Annotated in this window: 11 protein-coding genes; 7 read left to right on the top strand and 4 right to left on the bottom strand. The window is 39.4% G+C overall.

Annotated elements, in window-relative coordinates; all coding sequences use genetic code 11:
- Positions 1–172 precede the first annotated feature (172 nt).
- Both AAEY62_RS08305 and AAEY62_RS08300 read left to right on the top strand, forming a co-directional pair.
- Complete coding sequence (locus AAEY62_RS08305; RefSeq protein ID WP_350634786.1) at positions 173–1267, top strand: capsular polysaccharide export protein, LipB/KpsS family; 1095 nt, start codon at positions 173–175, stop codon at positions 1265–1267.
- Complete coding sequence (locus tag AAEY62_RS08300) at positions 1267–2100, top strand: sulfurtransferase (protein WP_350634785.1); 834 nt, start codon at positions 1267–1269, stop codon at positions 2098–2100. The genes AAEY62_RS08305 and AAEY62_RS08300 overlap by 1 nt, the downstream gene beginning before the upstream one ends.
- 450 nt (positions 2101–2550) lie before the next feature.
- On the opposite strand, the gene AAEY62_RS08295 is transcribed toward AAEY62_RS08300, so the two are convergent.
- Positions 2551–2910 (bottom strand): DUF5522 domain-containing protein, encoded by a 360-nt coding sequence (locus AAEY62_RS08295; RefSeq protein WP_350634784.1) that lies wholly within the window; start codon positions 2908–2910, stop codon positions 2551–2553.
- 43 nt (positions 2911–2953) lie between these two features.
- Between AAEY62_RS08295 and AAEY62_RS08290 the strand changes: the two genes are divergently transcribed.
- Complete coding sequence (locus tag AAEY62_RS08290) at positions 2954–3280, top strand: hypothetical protein (RefSeq protein ID WP_024590658.1); 327 nt, start codon at positions 2954–2956, stop codon at positions 3278–3280.
- Positions 3281–3456: 176 nt separating this feature from the next.
- Here AAEY62_RS08290 and AAEY62_RS08285 read toward each other — a convergent pair whose 3' ends face one another.
- Complete coding sequence (locus AAEY62_RS08285) at positions 3457–4425, bottom strand: class 1 fructose-bisphosphatase (RefSeq protein WP_350634783.1); 969 nt, start codon at positions 4423–4425, stop codon at positions 3457–3459.
- 154 nt (positions 4426–4579) lie between these two features.
- Here AAEY62_RS08285 and AAEY62_RS08280 point away from each other — a divergent pair, with 154 nt between their 5' ends.
- Complete coding sequence (locus AAEY62_RS08280) at positions 4580–7009, top strand: zinc-dependent metalloprotease (protein WP_350634782.1); 2430 nt, start codon at positions 4580–4582, stop codon at positions 7007–7009.
- 110 nt (positions 7010–7119) lie between these two features.
- On the opposite strand, the gene AAEY62_RS08275 is transcribed toward AAEY62_RS08280, so the two are convergent.
- Both AAEY62_RS08275 and rapA read right to left on the bottom strand, forming a co-directional pair.
- Positions 7120–7893, bottom strand: coding sequence for a YggN family protein (locus tag AAEY62_RS08275; protein ID WP_007581974.1), 774 nt, complete (start codon positions 7891–7893; stop codon positions 7120–7122).
- 335 nt (positions 7894–8228) lie between these two features.
- Positions 8229–11123 carry an RNA polymerase-associated protein RapA gene (gene rapA / locus AAEY62_RS08270; RefSeq protein ID WP_101163682.1) on the bottom strand — a complete coding sequence of 965 codons (2895 nt, stop codon included), beginning with the start codon at positions 11121–11123 and terminating at the stop codon, positions 8229–8231.
- Positions 11124–11428: 305 nt separating this feature from the next.
- On the opposite strand from rapA, the gene AAEY62_RS08265 reads away from it, so the two are divergent.
- Genes AAEY62_RS08265 through AAEY62_RS08255 form a run of 3 tightly spaced genes read left to right on the top strand, consistent with a single transcriptional unit; the run spans position 11429 to position 17570 of the window.
- A complete protein-coding gene (locus AAEY62_RS08265) occupies positions 11429–12826 on the top strand; it encodes a PhoH family protein (RefSeq protein WP_010553307.1) in 1398 nt (465 codons plus the stop codon).
- Between the two features lie 51 nt (positions 12827–12877).
- Entirely contained in the window at positions 12878–16687 is a 3810-nt protein-coding gene (locus tag AAEY62_RS08260) for a PAS domain-containing hybrid sensor histidine kinase/response regulator (protein WP_101163681.1), read from the top strand.
- A complete protein-coding gene (locus AAEY62_RS08255; protein WP_024590665.1) occupies positions 16671–17570 on the top strand; it encodes a diguanylate cyclase in 900 nt (299 codons plus the stop codon). The genes AAEY62_RS08260 and AAEY62_RS08255 overlap by 17 nt, the downstream gene beginning before the upstream one ends.
- The last annotated feature ends 222 nt before the right edge of the window (positions 17571–17792 follow it).

Genomic DNA, 17792 nt, shown 5'->3' with positions numbered 1-17792 from the left:
AAGCTTTTAAAGTAATTATTAAGTAAAGGGAACCTTGCTTTGATGGCATTGTCCACATAGAATTATTTCATAAAAACAACAATTGGCAAATATAGCTTGTATGGCTTATCTATTTATCTCTCGCAAAAATGTACACGCAAAATACTATAAAAAAATAATCAAAAAATTGTCGATGGATTGCCAATTACACATCATGGGAGCGCCTAAGCTTTCTGCTGTTAAATATTTAAAAGATGCGTTTCAAGTTAACTTTACTGATGTAGTTAACTCTCAACTAAAACGCAAAAGAGCACGTAATGCTATCTGGAATAATTCTATCATTACTGCAGTTTATAGTGCTGGGTTAGTTTTATTTGAACGATTACGATACGCTAAGTATTTAGCCTTATTAACCGAGACTAATCCTGACTGCATTGTTATTTGGAATGGCAATAAACTTCCAAATACGACCGTTGCTATGGCTGCAAAAGTATTAGGTGTTAAGCAATTTTATTATGAAAATGGTTTACTACCCGGTACAAGTAGTTTAGACCCTAGCGGTATTAACTATAATGCGTCGTTAAGCCGTGACCCTTCTTTTTATCTAAATTTTGACCCACAAAATAAGTTGAATTTTTGTGCGCCGGATTTAATTCCAAGAGCTGATCATAAAAAGCGCTGTGAATTTGAATGCGCCGATGTGCCAGAACGCTATATATTTGCGCCTTTTCAAGTACCTCACGATACTCAATTAGCTAGCTTTTCTCCATGGATAAACTCTATGGACATGTTTTACGACGAGGTGATTAAAGCCGTCAAAAGCTTAAACGATCCAAGTTTAAAAGTGGTTTTTAAAGAGCATCCGTCGTGGCATAAACATTACGCTCATCTTTATGAAAAAGATCCGATTGCAATTTTTGCTAATGGAAATCAAACAAGTGATTTGATTAAGTGCGCTGAAGCCGTATTAACGATTAATTCAACGGTCGGCTTAGAAGCATTACTGCTAAATAAACGAGTTTTAACTCTTGGACAAGCCTGTTACAACATTGAGGGTTTGGTAAAGCATGCAAGCACTGCAGAGCAGCTAGCAGAGAATATGAACGAAGTAGTACAGGGCTGGCAACCAAATGCATTATTAAAGGATAAGTTTTTTAGCTTTATTGAACATGTATATTGTATTCCTGGCGTTTGGAAACACACTGAAGATAAACACATTAAAGCGATTGAAGCGCGTTTTACGGGTAACGATGAGTTTGCTAAGTATCATGGTGATAAGGAATCGTAGTGAAAAACCTAATTAGCTGTCAGCAATTACACGAGCAACTCCACAACCCTGCATTAGTGATATTTGATGCAGGTATGCTGCGCCCAGGTGTTTTGGGTACTTATTCGCCGCAAGCAATGCTTCCTAACGCTAAACGTTTTGACATAAAAAACGAATTGGCCGATAGATCAAATCCCTTACCAAGTACGGTATGCAGCGAGCAGAAGTTTACCCACGTGATGCAAAATGCAGGCGTACATAACGACTCGTTTATAGTTGTATACGAAGATGGCGGTTTATTTAGTGCAGCAAGAGCGTGGTGGATGTTTAAAGCTATGGGGCATCACAATGTTAAAGTACTCAGTGGTGGCCTTAAAAAGTGGTTAGAGAGCGGTTACGCCATACAACAAGGTTATAGCAAAGCGTCAGGTAAAGGTGATTTTACGGCAAACTATAATTCTGAGTATTTTATTAATAGCCAACAAGTGGTTGACGCAATCGATGAGCTTAACACTGTATTGCTAGATGCACGTGCTTATAAACGTTTTACAGGCGAAGAAAGTGAACCCCGAAAAGGTATGCGTAGCGGGAATATCCCAAATAGTCGATCGTTACCTTTTATGGATTTACTTAATAAAGGTGAAGCAAAACCACTTACTGAAATTAAAGCGATATTTAATGACGTGGTCGGTGATGCGCAGCAGCTACAATTTAGCTGTGGCTCAGGTATTACAGCCTGTGTTTTAGCGTTATTTGCTACCGAGTGTGGTTACAGTAATTTAAGTGTTTATGATGGCTCGTGGAGTGAGTGGGGCGCAAGTGATTCATTGCCCATCGCCACGGGAGAAAAGTAGACATGTTGCATATGTAAAGCTTGCTCACGTTAAAAGCGCAGCGCCTCAAAACCTCTTTGTGAATAATTGCATTTAAAAATATTACTCACAAGGAGAAGTGAAAGAGATGAAAATGAGAAGATAAAAACCAGTGCTTACTCGTATTTGAATACTGTTTTTATACAATAACTTACTCTAAAAGCGCAGCGCCTCTAAACCTCTTTGTGAATAACAGTACTTAAAAATATTATTCACAAGGAGAAGTGAAAGAGAAGAAAATGAGAAGATAAAAACCAGTGCTTACTCGTATTTGAATACTATTTTTATACAATAACTTACTCTAAAAGCGCAGCGTCTCTAAACCTCTTTGTGAATAACAGTATTTAAAAATATTACTCACAAGGAGAAGTGAAAGAGAAGAAAATGAGAAGGTAAAAACCAATGTTTGTTCGTATTTGTATTAAATAGCTTTTACTTTCTAAAACCATAAGGGCAACTTTTACAACCATTTTTGCAGCACGAACCACGCTTTAAAAAAAACCACTTACTAAATATCATGTAACCACTTTGCATGGTGTAGTCGAGCCCTTCAATTAAATTTTCGTTACCTCTAAATTGTTTTGCAAAGTCTATTTGAGTTTTAATAGGTTGTGTATAAACACCCTTTAAAAAAGTATTTATTTTATTAAGCGTGCACTTGCGGCATAAACAACTTGTTGCTGTGATATCAAGCGGTAAAATAGCCGGCAGCTCATTGCACCAACACGCTGATATATCGTCTACATTACACGTTAGAGTACTGTGGCATTGAGCGCAGTTAAGTTGAGTCATTATAATTCTTTTTAGTAACAGTGAGCCAAGAATAACAAATATTATGAATACACAAAAAGCATTAGCTGAATTTATTACATTTGGTGAGCAAAGGGACGAAGCTATATCGGTTATCGTTTCAAGCCCTGCTGATAGCAATAAAACTCATTATACTCTCTCAACCGAGGTTTTAATTGATGTTCTTAAGCGCTGTTTAAGTAACGAAATAGACTTAGATGATTTAGAGCTTTGGGCAAACGTAATTGAATCGCGAGATGACATTGATTGTGCTGAGCATGAAGGTTTTATTTATGCGCTCAGTAATAGCGAGCAAATGGGAGATCTTAATCATCAAAAGCTTGCTCAAATAGTTGCGTTAGTAAAAGTTTAAAAAGCGAGGTGTAAAACCTCACCTACAATATGTGCAACCCTGTAGGTGCGAATTTACTTCGCGCTCATGTAACGTGGCTTTGGTGTTTAAAAAGCGAAATGTAAAACCTCACCTACAAAAAACCGCACTTCAATTGAATGCGGTTTTTTTAAATTGAAGACAATCGTTTTAAGCGATTATTTATGATATCCCAAGCACGTTTCTACTTCGTTTTTAGAACCTAAAATAACGGCTACACGCTGGTGGATTGCATCAGGCTGAATATCCATAATACGCTCGGTACCGGTTGAAGCGATACCGCCAGCTTGCTCTATTAACATAGCCATTGGATTTGCTTCGTAAAGTAGGCGTAATTTATTAGGCTTTTTAGGATCTTTGGTGTCGGTAGGGTAAGTAAATAAACCGCCACGGCTAAGCACGCGATGTACATCGCCCACCATTGCTGCAATCCAGCGCATATTAAAGTTTTTAGCGCGCGGGCCTGTATCGCCTGCTAGCAAATCATCGATGTAGTTTTGCATCGCTGGTTGCCAATGGCGTTGGTTAGACGTATTAATGGCAAATTCGTTTGTATCAGCAGGGATTTCGGCAAAATCTTGTGTAAGTAAAAAGCTGCCTTGTGTTTTATCAAGGGTAAACATGCGCGTGCCTTTACCTGTAGTCAGCGCAAGCATTGTTGATGGCCCGTAAAGTACGTAACCTGCAGCAACTTGCTTATGGCCGGGCTGCATAAATATGCTTTGATCAGCAGCGTCGGAGCCTTCAGGCGCTTCCATAATAGAAAATATAGTACCCACAAGTGAGTTAATATCCGTATTTGACGAGCCATCGAGTGGGTCAAATGCCACTATAAATTTAGCGTCTGGGTTACCTGCTACTGTGTAGTCTTCTTCTTCAGACGCGATTGCTTTAACCGTACCTGATTCCAGTAAAATATCTTTTAACAGCTGATTAGATAATACATCGAGCTTTTTTTGAGTTTCGCCTTGAATGTTTTCATCAAGGGTTGAGCCTAATACGCCAGAAAGCGCGCCTTGACCAACGCGAAACGAAATTTCTTTACATGCTGCTAAAATTGTTCGAATTAATGATAAAAGTTCTCTTGAACAACCATCTTCAAGTAATACTGGAGGGAGTCTACGCATTCTATTTTCCTGATAACGTGTTAAAACCAATCATAATGTGAGAGAGATTAGCTTAGAGCGCTGAAATTCGTCTTAAATAACTGTATTGTTTAAATAGCACCCTATAATGGGACCACCTAATCGTACTTAAAACACAAATAACAAAGATAAGATTATGAAAAAAATACCACTACTAAGTTACATATTCTTTACTGTGCTGTGCTCTATCATAACTCAAGCGCACGCAGCAATTAAGTCAATTGATGAATTTACTACGCAAATGAATCATTTTCCGGGCTATTATTCGTTTTTTTACGATACCCAAAACGGAAAAGTATATTTAAAAGTTGATAAGTTTGAACAGCAATTTTTACTGCAGCAAAGCTTGCCTTACGGTATTGGCTCTAACGACATAGGTCTTGATAGAGGTCAGCTTGGTAATACTCACCTTGTGCAGTTTGAGCGTTTTGGCGACAAAGTAATGTTACGCGCTGTAAATACTTACTATCGTGCCAACACAAGTAACAAGGCCGAACAGCAAAGTATTAAAGAAGCGTTTGCATCAAGTATACTTGCTGGTTTTAAAGTAGTCGCAGAAGATAAAGTCACAGCACTTATTGATTACACGCCTTACTTATTAAGTGATGTACACGGCGTAAGCCGGACGCTTGCTGCACGAAAGCAAGGCAACTTTAGCCTTGATGAGTCACGTAGCGCCGTTTATATGAATCGCTCAAAAGCATTTGTAAAAAACACCGAGCTTGAAGCTGTACTTACATTTAAAGGCACAAAACCAGGTGAATTTGTTCGCCAAGTAAGTGCCGACCCATACGCACTTACCGTACACATGCATCATTCACTTATTCAATTACCAGATGATAACTACACGCCCCGTAAGTTTAATCCGCAATCAGGTTTTTGGAGTATAGAACATAAAGATTACGCAGCGCCGCTTGGTGACTCTATGTACGTGCGTTATATACCGCGTCATCGTTTAACTAAAAAGGATTCAAGTTTACCTATTAGTGAGCCTGTTAAACCAATTGTATATTACCTTGATCCTGGCGTTCCAGAGCCCGTTAAAAGCGCTTTGCTTGAAGGTGGAAAGTGGTGGAACGACGCATTTACGGCGGCAGGATATAAAAATGCATTTATAGTAAAAGTGCTGCCAAGTAGCGCCGACCCTATGGATATTCGTTACAACGTCATTCAATGGGTACACCGTGCAACGCGTGGTTGGTCATACGGAAGTTCGGTGATCGACCCACGTACAGGTGAAATACTTAAAGGGCATGTAACACTCGGCTCATTGCGTGTTCGCCAAGATATTTTAATAGCCGAAGCTCTTGCTGCTCCTTATTTAAAAGGCAATGAAGTTGCTAAAAACTTGCAAGCAATGGCGCTTGATCGTATTCGCCAATTAAGCGCACATGAAATTGGCCACACGTTAGGTATTTCTCATAACTTTGCAGCATCGGTAGGGGATAGAGCCTCAGTAATGGATTACCCACATCCGCTACTTAGTTTTAATGAACAAGGTAAGCTTGATGTAACGCGCGGCTATGCAACAGGCATGGGCGTGTGGGATACCCAAGTAATTAAATATGGCTATAGCGATTTTACTAACCAAGATGAAAGCGCAGAACTTGCTGCTATTTTAAAAGAGAACAAAGCCAAAGGCCTTGAGTTTATATCAGATAGTGATGCTCGTGCTAAAGGTGGCGCGCATCCAACAGCTCATTTATGGGATAACGGCACTAATCCTTCGCAGGAACTTTTAAGAGTACTCGACGTACGTAAAAAAGCGCTTTCGCAGTTTGGTATTAATAATATTAAAACGGGCGACTCATTATCGCAATTAGAGGAAAAACTAGTTCCGCTTTATCTGTTTCACCGTTTTCAGCTTGAGGCTGCGGTTAAGCTTATAGCCGGTGTTGATTATGAATACGAAACACGCGGTGACTCACCCGTAATAGGCGCACAAGTCGTTAATAAAAAAACACAGCAAGAAGCGGTAAACGCTATTTTTGCAACACTTAAGCCAAGTAACTTATTACTTCCTGAATCTGTGTTATCGCTAATTCCGCCAAAAGCATATGGCGAGTCTAAATCGCGCGAGAGCATAGTTGGGCGCACAGGGTTAACGCTCGATGCAATGGCATTACCCGAGGTTGCAGTGCAGCACAGCTTGTCGCTTTTATTAAATGCACAGCGTTTAAATCGCTTAGCGCAGCAACAAGCGCGTAGTAATGACTTTTATAGTTTAGATGAGTTACTTGAGGAGCTATATAGCCAAGTGTTTAACGTGTCATCACCTAATACAATGACAGGTAAAATCACTCAGCGCGTGCAATTTTTAACAGCAAAAGCTATGGCTGATTTAGTAGCAAGCGATAGTGCAAGCCCTGAAGTGCAAGCGCAGTTACGTTACTACTTAGTTAAGTTGAGTGAAGACTTTAACCAAAACTCAATGCTGAGCCATACAAGTACTGGCGAGAGTGCGTTTAAGCAATATTTAGCTGAGCAAGTAAATCAGTTTTTAATTAAAGGGCAATGGCCAAATAACTTTAAAGTGCTGCTAATACCACCGGGCTCACCAATTTAGAATAAAAAGTAGAAGCGCTTATTTTTAATCAATCATTTAATCAATCATAAAGCAAAACACCGAGTATGTTCATACTCGGTGTTATTTGATTATAAAAACGAATACGTGCTCTAAGACTTTATTTGCACTAAATCGTAATCGGCCATACCAGGTACTATTGCCTGTAAGCGAGACTCGGTTACATCGAGTGCATTTAAACATTCGCAATACTCAGAAGCTTTAAGCTCTAATTGATGCGCCTTTTTTTGTAGCGACTTATCAATTTCTCTTGAGATAATATCCATGCGTTGCCCCATGTCGTTAATACGATCTTCTATATTACCTTCACGCGATTTGAACGCATCTCCGAGTGATACCAAAATAGCACCTAACGATCCATGCACTGCAGAGTGAATTTGCTGGCTGATCTCTTTAGTAAAAAAATCATCTATTTGCGAAAGTGACTGAGGGGCTATAAAAAAGAAGTCATCGCCGCGCTTAAACTTATCCATTAGCGCGCGCTCTACATACTTTAGTTGTGTTTTAAGTACTTCAGGTTCTTTGTCTGACATACCTTCAACTACGTGTTCAATAGCGCTTAAACCTAAGTTAACACCATCTGTAGCCAGATTTACTAATTCGGGGACTGTGTGGCGAATACCATTACTAAACTGTTCGAGTACTTTGCTTTCGTCATCGCTTAAATCAACCCAATAACCGCGAATAAATAGTTGGTTATTGTTATTAATTTGTACACGAGTCTGGCCTTTATCTAATATGCGAATTGCATCGTCAGTAATAATTAAACCATGACGTAATTCAACATCGCATTGGGCTTGAGCAAAGACACTGCTGCTTGAGAGCGCTATGGACAACGCCAATATCGAACGAGATAGAAACGCCATAAACACCTCAAAAAGACTAAAATGGAAGGCGAGTAGGTTAACAAAAAAACAACTTTATGCAAGGGAAAATAAACCTATCAACTATCTCAAACAATAGCTGTATAGGGCGTAGCTTGAGTTTTTAGATACGGCTATGTTGAGTAAAATCAACAGTACAACAAAGGACTTAGTATAAAGCTAAAGAGGTAGTGTTAGCTCACATCTAAATAAGAACACGTGGTTTTAAAAATGAAGTTTAAAAAGATACAGCTATTTAGTTAATTAAGCTTTTAATAGCTGACTCCAAATTTACTCTGGAGTCAGCTTAAAAGGCTAGCGGTTAAAAGCCAAAATCTCTAGTGTGAAACCACTATTAATCGAATTGCATCAAGTTGTAACTGCGTTTTTTCAATATACGTAGTTAGGTCGTTGCGTTGCTTATCGTAGAAGGTAATTTCTTCTTGGCGAATATTCGGGTTAATTTGCTTAAGGGCTACCAGTCGCTCTTGCTCTTCACTGAGTGACGTTTGCATTTTAACAAGCGACGCTGCACGAATAACTTCAAGTTTTTCTTGTGCCATATCTTTAGCGGTAGTAATCATAGGGTGAACAGCGCTTTGCAGTGCACCCGCAAGTTTACTTGCTGTTTGGCGGCCAACGGCTGATAACTGCTGATTAAAGCCTTCAAATGCCACATTCTCACCTAAATTATTACCTGCTTTATCAAGTAATATACGAATTGGTGTAGGCGGTAAAAAGCGACCAACCTGTAATACTTTTGGTGCCATTGCTTCTGCAACAAAAATAAGCTCAACAAAAAAGGTACCAGGCGGTAACTTTTTGTTTTTAAGCAATGCAACCGATGCGCTACCAAAGTCGTCGTCACAAATCATATCCATGGTGCCTTGCACCATTGGGTGATCCCAACTAACAAAGTGCACGTCTTCTTGCGAAAGTGCCGTGTCGCGATCAAAGGTAACGGTCATACCGTCTTCTTTAAGCGATGGGAATGATGGGTTTAACATATGCTCAGTTGGCTTTAAGATAATGGTATTTTCGCCTTTATCTTCTTGGCTTACGCCAAATGTGTCGAACACGTTGATCATGTAGCTTGGTAATTCAAACTGATTGTCGAGTTTTTCGATTTCAGCTACAAGTGAATCTGCAGCACCTTGACCCGATGAATGTAGCTCTAGTAAACGATCTCGTCCGCTTTCCATTTTTTTACGCAGTACTGCATTTTGCTGTGCTACTTGCTCAAGTAATGGATCGAGTTCGTCTTCATCGCAGTTATGCGCAGAAATATATTCAAGTAGATCATCACGGAACTCTTTATAAAGCATTTGCCCCGTTGAAGAGGTAGATTCGAATGCATCTAGACCTTCGTTGTACCAACGTAGCAATACTTCTTGAGCGGTGTTTTCAAAATATGGCACATGAATGTTCACATCTTGTGTTTGACCTATACGGTCTAATCGACCAATACGCTGCTCTAGTAAATCTGGGTTCAGTGGTAAATCAAACAGTACTAAGTGATGCGAGAACTGGAAATTACGACCTTCTGAGCCAATTTCTGAACACAGTAATATTTGTGCATTATCGTACTCGTCTGCAAAAAATGCAGCAGCGCGGTCACGCTCAATAATAGACATACCTTCGTGGAATACCGACGCTTTAATTGCTTCGCGCTCACGCAGTATTTGCTCAAGGCTGATAGCTGTTTCAGCTTTAGCACATATAAGTAGTACTTTTTCGCGCTTAAGCGTTTTAAGAGTGTCGATTAACCAATCTACACGTGGATCGAATAGACCCCAGCTTGCGCTTTCGCCTTCAAACTCTTGAAATATTTTTTCAGGGAAAAGAGCACGGTGTGCACTTAGTTCAGGGTTTTGAATGCCGCCCATGTTACCAAGAACCGACATAGCCGTTTTATACTGTTTTGGCAGTGCCATAGGGTAGGCGTGTAATTTACGACTTGGGTAGCCATCAATGCCGCTGCGGCTGTTTCGAAATAATATGCGACCCGTGCCGTGGCGATCGAGCAGCATGTTAAGTATTTCTTTACGTGCTGGTAAATCACCTTGCTGTGCTTTTACAAGAATATCAGTAATATCGGTTTCTTTTAATAGCTCAATTAGTGTGGCTTTGGCTGTGTCGTCTAGCCCTTGCTCTTGCAGTAATTGATTTGCAGCTTCAGCAACGTCTTTATAATTTGCTTCTTCTTCTTTAAACACGTCGTAGTCGTAAAAACGGTCAGGATCGAGTAACTGTAAACGTGCAAAGTGGCTGCTGTGACCAAGTTGATCAGGCGTTGCGGTAAGTAAAATAAGGCCAGGAATATCTTGGCTAAGCTCTGCCATACGTTGGTACTCTGAGCTTGGCTTGCCGTTATTTATACTTAGGTGATGGGCTTCATCTATAACTAGTAAGTCCCAATCAGCAAGTGTTGCTTGTTCAAACCAGCGTTTTTTCTTGGTTAAAAACTCAAGACTGGTAAGTACCAATTGCTCTGTATCAAACACGTTTGGTGAATCTGCAAACGCTTCGTCGCAGCGTTCTTCATCAAAAATAGAAAAATGTAAGTTAAAGCGGCGTAGCATTTCTACTAACCATTGGTGCTGTAGATTTTCTGGTACAACAATAAGTACGCGGCTCGCACGACCACTAATAATTTGTTGATGTAGTATCATGCCCGCTTCAATTGTTTTACCAAGGCCTACTTCATCTGATAAAAGTACGCGTGGTGCAAAACGTTTACCCACTTCTTGGGCAATATAAAGCTGGTGCGGAATAAGATTAGCACGTTGACCAATTAAGCCTTTAATAGGCGATTGTTCACGTTCAAATTTATGTAACCACGTTTGGTAGCGAAGTGTATAGCGATCAAAACGATCGACTTGGCCCGCAAATAAACGATCTTGTGGTTTATTAAACTTAATAAAATGATCTAAAAAGGTTTCTTTAAGCTTGGCAGTTTCGCCGTTATCAACACGGGTGCCGTGATAACACAGTAACTCGCCTTGTACTTCAATAGACTCTACTTCTAATTCCCATTCTTCAACGCTTTTGATCACATCGCCAGGATTAAATGCCACACGGGTAACAGGTGCTTCTGCCGAAGAATAAACACGGCTCTCACCACTGGCAGGAAATAATATGCTGACCTGACGGCCTTCAATGGCAACAACGGTGCCTAATCCTAAATCTGACTCTGTATCACTGATCCAACGCTGACCTAAGGAAAAATTCATGTATGTCTCGTCTATGATGAAAAAGGCGGCTATGTTACCTGTAAGCTAACACCACTGCAAGGCGCTATTTGGCTCACTTTTAATTAATTTTGTAAGTGTTAATTATTACTATTAAAACAACTTGTTTATGACTCTTTTTTAGGTAAATCAAAACTAATTACAGTTTGTAATAAAACGGACTTTTATGACAAATAGACTAAACTTACATTATGCCTTGGCAATTAAGTATTGCAGGTTTAAGTTTTGCCCGTTTTACTTAGTTATTTTGGTATAGCATAAAAATCATAAAACGTAAGGAAAGTGCTATGGAAAAAGCTTCGAACCTTGAAAGTAAAATGTATGTGCTAGATACCAACGTACTACTTCACGAACCCCTCGCTTATTTGTCTTTTCAAGAACATGACGTTGTAATTCCGATGACGGTGCTTGAAGAACTCGACCACATAAAAGACAGAAAACACGACGTAAGCCGCGATGCGCGCGTCGCTATTCGTGGATTAGATGAGGTACTTAAAAATGCAACGCCTGAGCAAATGCTACAAGGCGTGGCGCTGCCGAGTAACAAAAAGGCAAAAGCGAGTTCTGCGGGTACGCTTATTATTGTAAACGACCATTTATTTGCCGACTCCATTTCTGGTTTGCCGGGTAACGAAAACGACCATCGTATTATTAATTGCGCCGTGTATTTACAAAAGCAGCACAGTGATTCAAAAGTTATATTAGTAACAAAAGACATAAACATGCGTTTAAAGGCCAAAGGCGCAGGGCTTAAATATGTTGAGGATTACCGTACCGACCAACTTATTGACGATATCAGCTTACTCACTAGTGGTTATAAAAAAATTGAAGGGGATTTTTGGGACCATGTAGGGGAATGTAATACGCAGCAACACGGACGAGATACGCTTCATCATGTGCCTAAAAACTTAATACCTGATGTATTTTGTAATGAATATTTACTTGATGGAGGGGATCAGTTTGCGGCGCGTGTTAAATCGTACGATGACGAGCACATAACGCTAAAAGATATTGGTGTTGAGCGTTTAATGCATCAACAAGCATGGGGCGTTAAGCCCAAAAATATTTATCAAGGGATGGCATTAGATGCACTGCTGGATACAAGTATTGAACTTGTTATTTTAACAGGACCAGCAGGGTGCGGTAAAACCTTGTTAGCACTTGCCAGCGCCCTTGAGATGGTCATCGAAAAAGGTATTTACGATAAAGTAATAGTCACTCGTAATACGCCAGAAATAGCAGAGTCCATTGGCTTTTTACCCGGCACAGAAGAGGAAAAAATGGCGCCATGGCTTGCAGCCATTACCGATACGCTGGAGGTATTGCACAAAGGCGACGAAAATCCGATATCAAGCCGAAACTACATTATGGAAAAAGCCAATGTGCAGTTTAAATCGGTTAACTTTATGCGTGGGCGTAGTATTCAAAATGCGGTGGTAATTTTAGATGAGAGCCAAAATTTAACGGCATCTCAACTTAAAACAATTATTACTCGCTGCGGCGAAGGTACTAAATTAATTTGTACGGGTAACTTGGCGCAAATAGATAGTAACTATTTAACGCCAGTAACATCGGGCTTAACGTACATAGTAGAGCGCTTTAAAAACTTTGAAGGCAGCGCAACTATAAACCTCAACGGTGTTGTACGTAGTCGCTTAGCGTCATTTGCAGAAGAAAATTTATAACTTGCGCTTAACAAATTGGCTCGATAGTCTATCGATTGATTTTCGAGCCAAATGGCAGGCAGTACATTGAATTTTTTACCTCTGAAGCATTATTATCGTTCATTATTTATTGCGCTTTTAGTGCCATTGATTGTCGCTTTTTTACTGTGCTTGCACTTATATAATATAAAGCTTGAGCGGGCGGTTGAAAAACGCGAAGCCGATTTTACGAATGTTTCAGCACATGTTACTCACGGGATGGAGTCGGTGAGTAGTCTACTCACCACCATGTTTAGCTTATACGAACAAACGACCTATCCAAAAATAAACCAAAGCTTACTCGAGGGCATAAATCAATATGATGGTTACTATTACCGTCACTTTAGTGAGCAAGGCACTGAAATTGTAGGTAAGGGGGAGTTTGCGTTATCTGCTAAGGCATTAATGCAGTGGCAGCAGGCTATTACATTAGGGCCTTCGTTTAATACAACGCTTGCATTAATGCAGTCGTTGTCTGCTGTAGCATATGTTGATAATAATGGCTTTGCTTATGTAAGCAGGCGCAACAAAAGCCAAAGTTTAATGCTTACTGAAATTCTAGATGGAAAATTCAAGCCAAAATTTTCACCAAACAAACTTACTTCAAGTCCCATTGTTAAAGTGAATGATAAATCGTATTTTGCTATTGGCCGACAACGAAGCACCGGCTCAGCCGATTACATTATTTTGATTTATGATGTTCAGGCAATTTCTGGGTGGTTAAAAAAGGTTTCACCGAACAGTGGTGAATACGTTTTTATGAACCAATCACATCAAGTTATCGCCAGCTCTAAACAGTTAATAGAGCAAGCAACAGCATTAAAAAATTATTGGCCTGATTTGGCCCAGCACCATAGTAAAAAAACAGTATTAACTAGTGATAGTAATTACTTTATGCAGCCTATGGATGAGTTACCTATTCACGCAGCATTTTACGAGCACAAACCCCAATTAATAAGCCCAATTAAGTATGAAATACTATTAGAGTTCGCATTTTTAACGCTATTTTTAAGTATTATGTTTGGCGTGTTTTTTTGGTTAAGTCAGCGCATTTTTATTAAGCCAATGACTCACTTAATGTCGTACCTAGAGAGTAACGGTACACAGCAAGAAGTGCAGCTCGATTATAAAGTACCGCTGAGCTGGCAGCCTTGGTTTTCTAAAGTGAAGCGTGTATTTACTAAAAACAAACAGTTAGTTGATTCATTACAAAGTGCAAATAAAGCTCTGGACGACCAGGTTCAGTTGCAATCAGAAAAACTAAGCCGCAGTTACGAAGCAAAAGAGCGCCACTTGGCTTTGCTCAACACTATGCTAAACAGTGTGCCAGATCTTATTTATTTTAAAAATATTGATGGATCATTCTTAGGATGCAATAAAGCATTTGAGGCGTACATCGGTAAAGATCAAACTGCATTAGTCGGTAAATATGTAGATGATTTAGGTGATAACGATCAACAAATAAATGCGCTTGAAAAACAAGTATTACAAAATAGAAACAGTGTTGAACAGCGAATAGAAACTGATAAAAAAACGTATCAACTTACTATTGCACCTTTTTATAACGAGCACCAACATCTGTTGGGGACTATGGGTATTGGTCGCGATATTACCGAACAGCAACAAGCATTATTGGCCTTAAAAGCATCAGAATCTAAATTTAGAAGTGCGATTGAATTTGCGGCTAACTGTGTGGTTTTACTCTCGCTTGAGCACACAATATTACAAGTAAATAAAGCGGCAAGAAAGCAGTTTTCTGAACAGCCAGTACTGGTTGGTGAGCAGTTAAAAGCATTGTTTGACGATACTCAATGGCAGCAAATAAAAAGCACTTTAGCGCAATTGCTAGATGACAAAAAACGCGTATACCACTTAACGCTTGCTCAAGGGCGCTTAACAAGTTGGTTGCAACTGAGTGTATCGCTTGTATGGGATGAAAACCGCGACCCAGCTTATTACGTTATTCACATTCAGGATGTGAGCGCATTAACTAAATCGAAACTAGATGCCGAACGAGCAACCCTTGCTAAAAGTCGCTTTATAGCCAATTTAAGTCATGAAATACGCACTCCTCTTAATGCTGTTTTAGGGCTGCTTGATATGCTTATTGAGCAAGGATTAACGCAAAAGCAATTACAACAAACGGATCAAGCTAAGCATGCAGCACAAAGCTTGTTGCTAATGCTCAATAGAATGCTTGATTTTGCACGCATAGAAAGTTCGCAAACCGATTTAAAACAAGCATCTTTTAGTATGGTTGAGCTGGTGGATATTTGTGAAAGTTTAACGGCTCCATTGTGCGAAGGAAAAGGTATTGAATTTGTTATTGATATTGACCCGTTAATAGCGCCTGATTTGATATGCGACAGTATTCGCTTACAGCAAATATTAGGTAATTTATTAACAAATGCTGTTAAGTTTACAAAAACAGGTTCTATCACTTTAAAAATGGAACTTATTGAAAGCGATAGCCTAGAGCAACAGCATATTTGCTTTAAAGTAATTGATACCGGTATGGGCATAGATGAAGCCGATCAGAGGCGTTTATTTGACGCCTTTACGCAAGGTGATGAGTCTTCAACACGTATACATCATGGTGTTGGGTTAGGTTTAGCGATTGTTAAACATGCGGTGTCATTAATGGGAGGGGAGATTGCTTTAAAGAGTAAAAAAGGTCATGGCTGTGAGTTTTACTTCAGCGTTAGTTTTTTGGTTGATACCACTAAAAATACGATGTTACCGACTAATACATTGGCTATTTTATCGGATCAAAGCAAAGAGCTTAAGCAAGTAACAAATGCTTATACAGAGCTTGCTAATATTAATTTAGATGAAGTACTTAAATACCCAATTAAGCTCTCCAATACTCAGCAAATAATAATCGATGCGGCCGACTTACCTGCACTTTTAAATATTGAAGCAATTAATGATTCGTTATCAGCTAAAGAAACATCGGTAATTATTATTAATCATCAGCACACCCTTAATTTACCAACAAGTGAGCATTTAGCTGCGCATCACGTTAAAGCATCGGCATTGGGACAAAGGCTATTTAGCTTGAACTCTCAGCAACAGCCTAAAGCTAGTACCAATGCCGTAATATATAATATTGCTGAAACTAAAGTTGATATATCGGGTCTACTTGTATTAGCCATTGATGATAATCAACTTAATTTAGAAATAATTAGCAGTGTATTACGCCAAGCAAACGTAAGTGTTGTTACCGCTTTAAGCGCATCTATCGGCATGGAATTATTGCAAGTTTTAAAGCCTGACTTAATATTGATGGATGTGCAAATGCCGCAAATAGATGGCTGCCAAGCTACGGCTTTAATTCGTCAACAGTTTGACGCAAAGCAACTGCCTATTTTTGCTTTAACGGCTCATTGTGAACCCGCTGATATTGAACGTTCTTTAAAGTGCGGTATGAATAAGCATTTAACTAAACCAGTTGTTGCTAAGGTACTTATTGATGCAATTGCCGATTTAAACTTAGTTAAACCAAGCTTTTTTGAAAAATCATTCGCATTAACGCAGTTTAGTATGGATGAAAAGCTCCTCAATACAATGATTGGTAAATTTGCTAATTTATGCGAAACCCAGCTATTGCAAATAGAAGAAACAACCAATAAGGATGATTTGGTACGCTTAGTGCATAGTATAAAAGGTGTAGCAGGTAATTTAGGTTTTAGACGATTGTCTCACTGCGCTTTATTGTGTGAAAGAACACTTAAAACAACTAACAAGCCTGTTGAAATAACACTGAAAGAGCTTATTATGCAGTTAGAACAGGTAATTGTTTTTATAAAAGGGGTAGGGGCTAGGGATGTCGAAAAGAGCTAAAGTACTTATTGTAGATGATGATCCAATCAACAGATTAGTACTTGAAAAAACACTTAAAGTAGAACACGACGTATTCTTAGTTGAAAGTGGTGAAAAAGCACTGACCTTTGTAAAAACTGCGCAAGTTGATTTAATTATCCTTGATGTGATTATGCCAGGAATTGACGGCTATGAAGTGCTTGTGCAACTTAAAGAAAATCCGATAACTCAATCGATCCCCGTTATATTTATATCAGCTAATCGTAGCCATGACGACGAAGCTAAGGGCCTAGAACTCGGTGCTATGGATTATATCACTAAGCCATTTAGCCCTTCTATTGTGCGCGTTAGAGTACGTAACCAATTACTTATAAAGCAAAAAAATGATCTGCTAGAGATGCTAGCCTCAATCGACGGCTTAACTGAAATCCCAAATAGACGCTACCTAGACGAAAACTTAGCTCGTGAATGGCGCCGAAGTAAACGCAGTGGAACCCCGCTATCAGTGTTACTTATGGATATAGACCACTTTAAGCGTTACAACGATTGCTACGGACATCGTGCTGGCGATGAATGTTTAAAGGATGTTGCACAAGCACTCGCAGCTCAATGTGAACGTGGTAGTGACTTTATAGCTCGTTATGGTGGTGAAGAATTTGCAGCTGTATTACCTGGAATGAATAGGCATGAAGCTGTGGAGTTTGCTAATAAATTACGCAATGCTGTAAATGCTTTGAATATAGAACATAAAGCCTCATTAAATGCAGACCACATCACTATTAGTATAGGTATCGCCACCACTCAAAGTGGTAAAGTATATGCTGAGCAAGCGTTATTAGAAGAGGCCGATTTAGGCTTATATGCCGCTAAAGATGCAGGGCGAGATAGAATAGTCGCACGCTAAAAACTTAATATACAAAAAACGCCAATATTCATATATTGGCGTTTTTGTATCAAACTACTTTTTATACCAATTCGCTTAATTAAGTGATCTATTTTGAGGATGGAAAAACGTGTTGATAGCTAGGCAAAAAATTCGCTATTTAGTTGTTCTCGGCAATTGCTCCTGCATTGCTCTACCTTCTGCATCCATGCAGTCGTAAATGAGAGTTTTTTAACACAGGTA

The sequence above is a fragment of the Pseudoalteromonas sp. GW168-MNA-CIBAN-0100 genome (assembly GCF_040309225.1).
Lineage (GTDB): Bacteria > Pseudomonadota > Gammaproteobacteria > Enterobacterales > Alteromonadaceae > Pseudoalteromonas > Pseudoalteromonas arctica.
The sequence above is the reverse complement of the archived record's forward strand: the minus strand, read 5'-3'. Positions and strand labels throughout refer to the sequence as shown.

What these genes read in the sequence shown, in the direction of transcription:
- AAEY62_RS08305 (WP_350634786.1), top strand. Translation starts at nt 173, where the DNA reads ATGGATTGCCAATTACACATCATGGGAGCGCCTAAGCTTTCTGCTGTT.
- AAEY62_RS08285 (WP_350634783.1), bottom strand. Translation starts at nt 4,425, where the DNA reads ATGCGTAGACTCCCTCCAGTATTACTTGAAGATGGTTGTTCAAGAGAA.
- AAEY62_RS08290 (WP_024590658.1), top strand. Translation starts at nt 2,954, where the DNA reads ATGAATACACAAAAAGCATTAGCTGAATTTATTACATTTGGTGAGCAA.
- rapA (WP_101163682.1), bottom strand. Translation starts at nt 11,123, where the DNA reads ATGAATTTTTCCTTAGGTCAGCGTTGGATCAGTGATACAGAGTCAGAT.
- AAEY62_RS08260 (WP_101163681.1), top strand. Translation starts at nt 12,878, where the DNA reads ATGGCAGGCAGTACATTGAATTTTTTACCTCTGAAGCATTATTATCGT.
- AAEY62_RS08265 (WP_010553307.1), top strand. Translation starts at nt 11,429, where the DNA reads ATGGAAAAAGCTTCGAACCTTGAAAGTAAAATGTATGTGCTAGATACC.
- AAEY62_RS08275 (WP_007581974.1), bottom strand. Translation starts at nt 7,893, where the DNA reads ATGGCGTTTCTATCTCGTTCGATATTGGCGTTGTCCATAGCGCTCTCA.
- AAEY62_RS08255 (WP_024590665.1), top strand. Translation starts at nt 16,671, where the DNA reads ATGTCGAAAAGAGCTAAAGTACTTATTGTAGATGATGATCCAATCAAC.
- AAEY62_RS08280 (WP_350634782.1), top strand. Translation starts at nt 4,580, where the DNA reads ATGAAAAAAATACCACTACTAAGTTACATATTCTTTACTGTGCTGTGC.
- AAEY62_RS08295 (WP_350634784.1), bottom strand. Translation starts at nt 2,910, where the DNA reads ATGACTCAACTTAACTGCGCTCAATGCCACAGTACTCTAACGTGTAAT.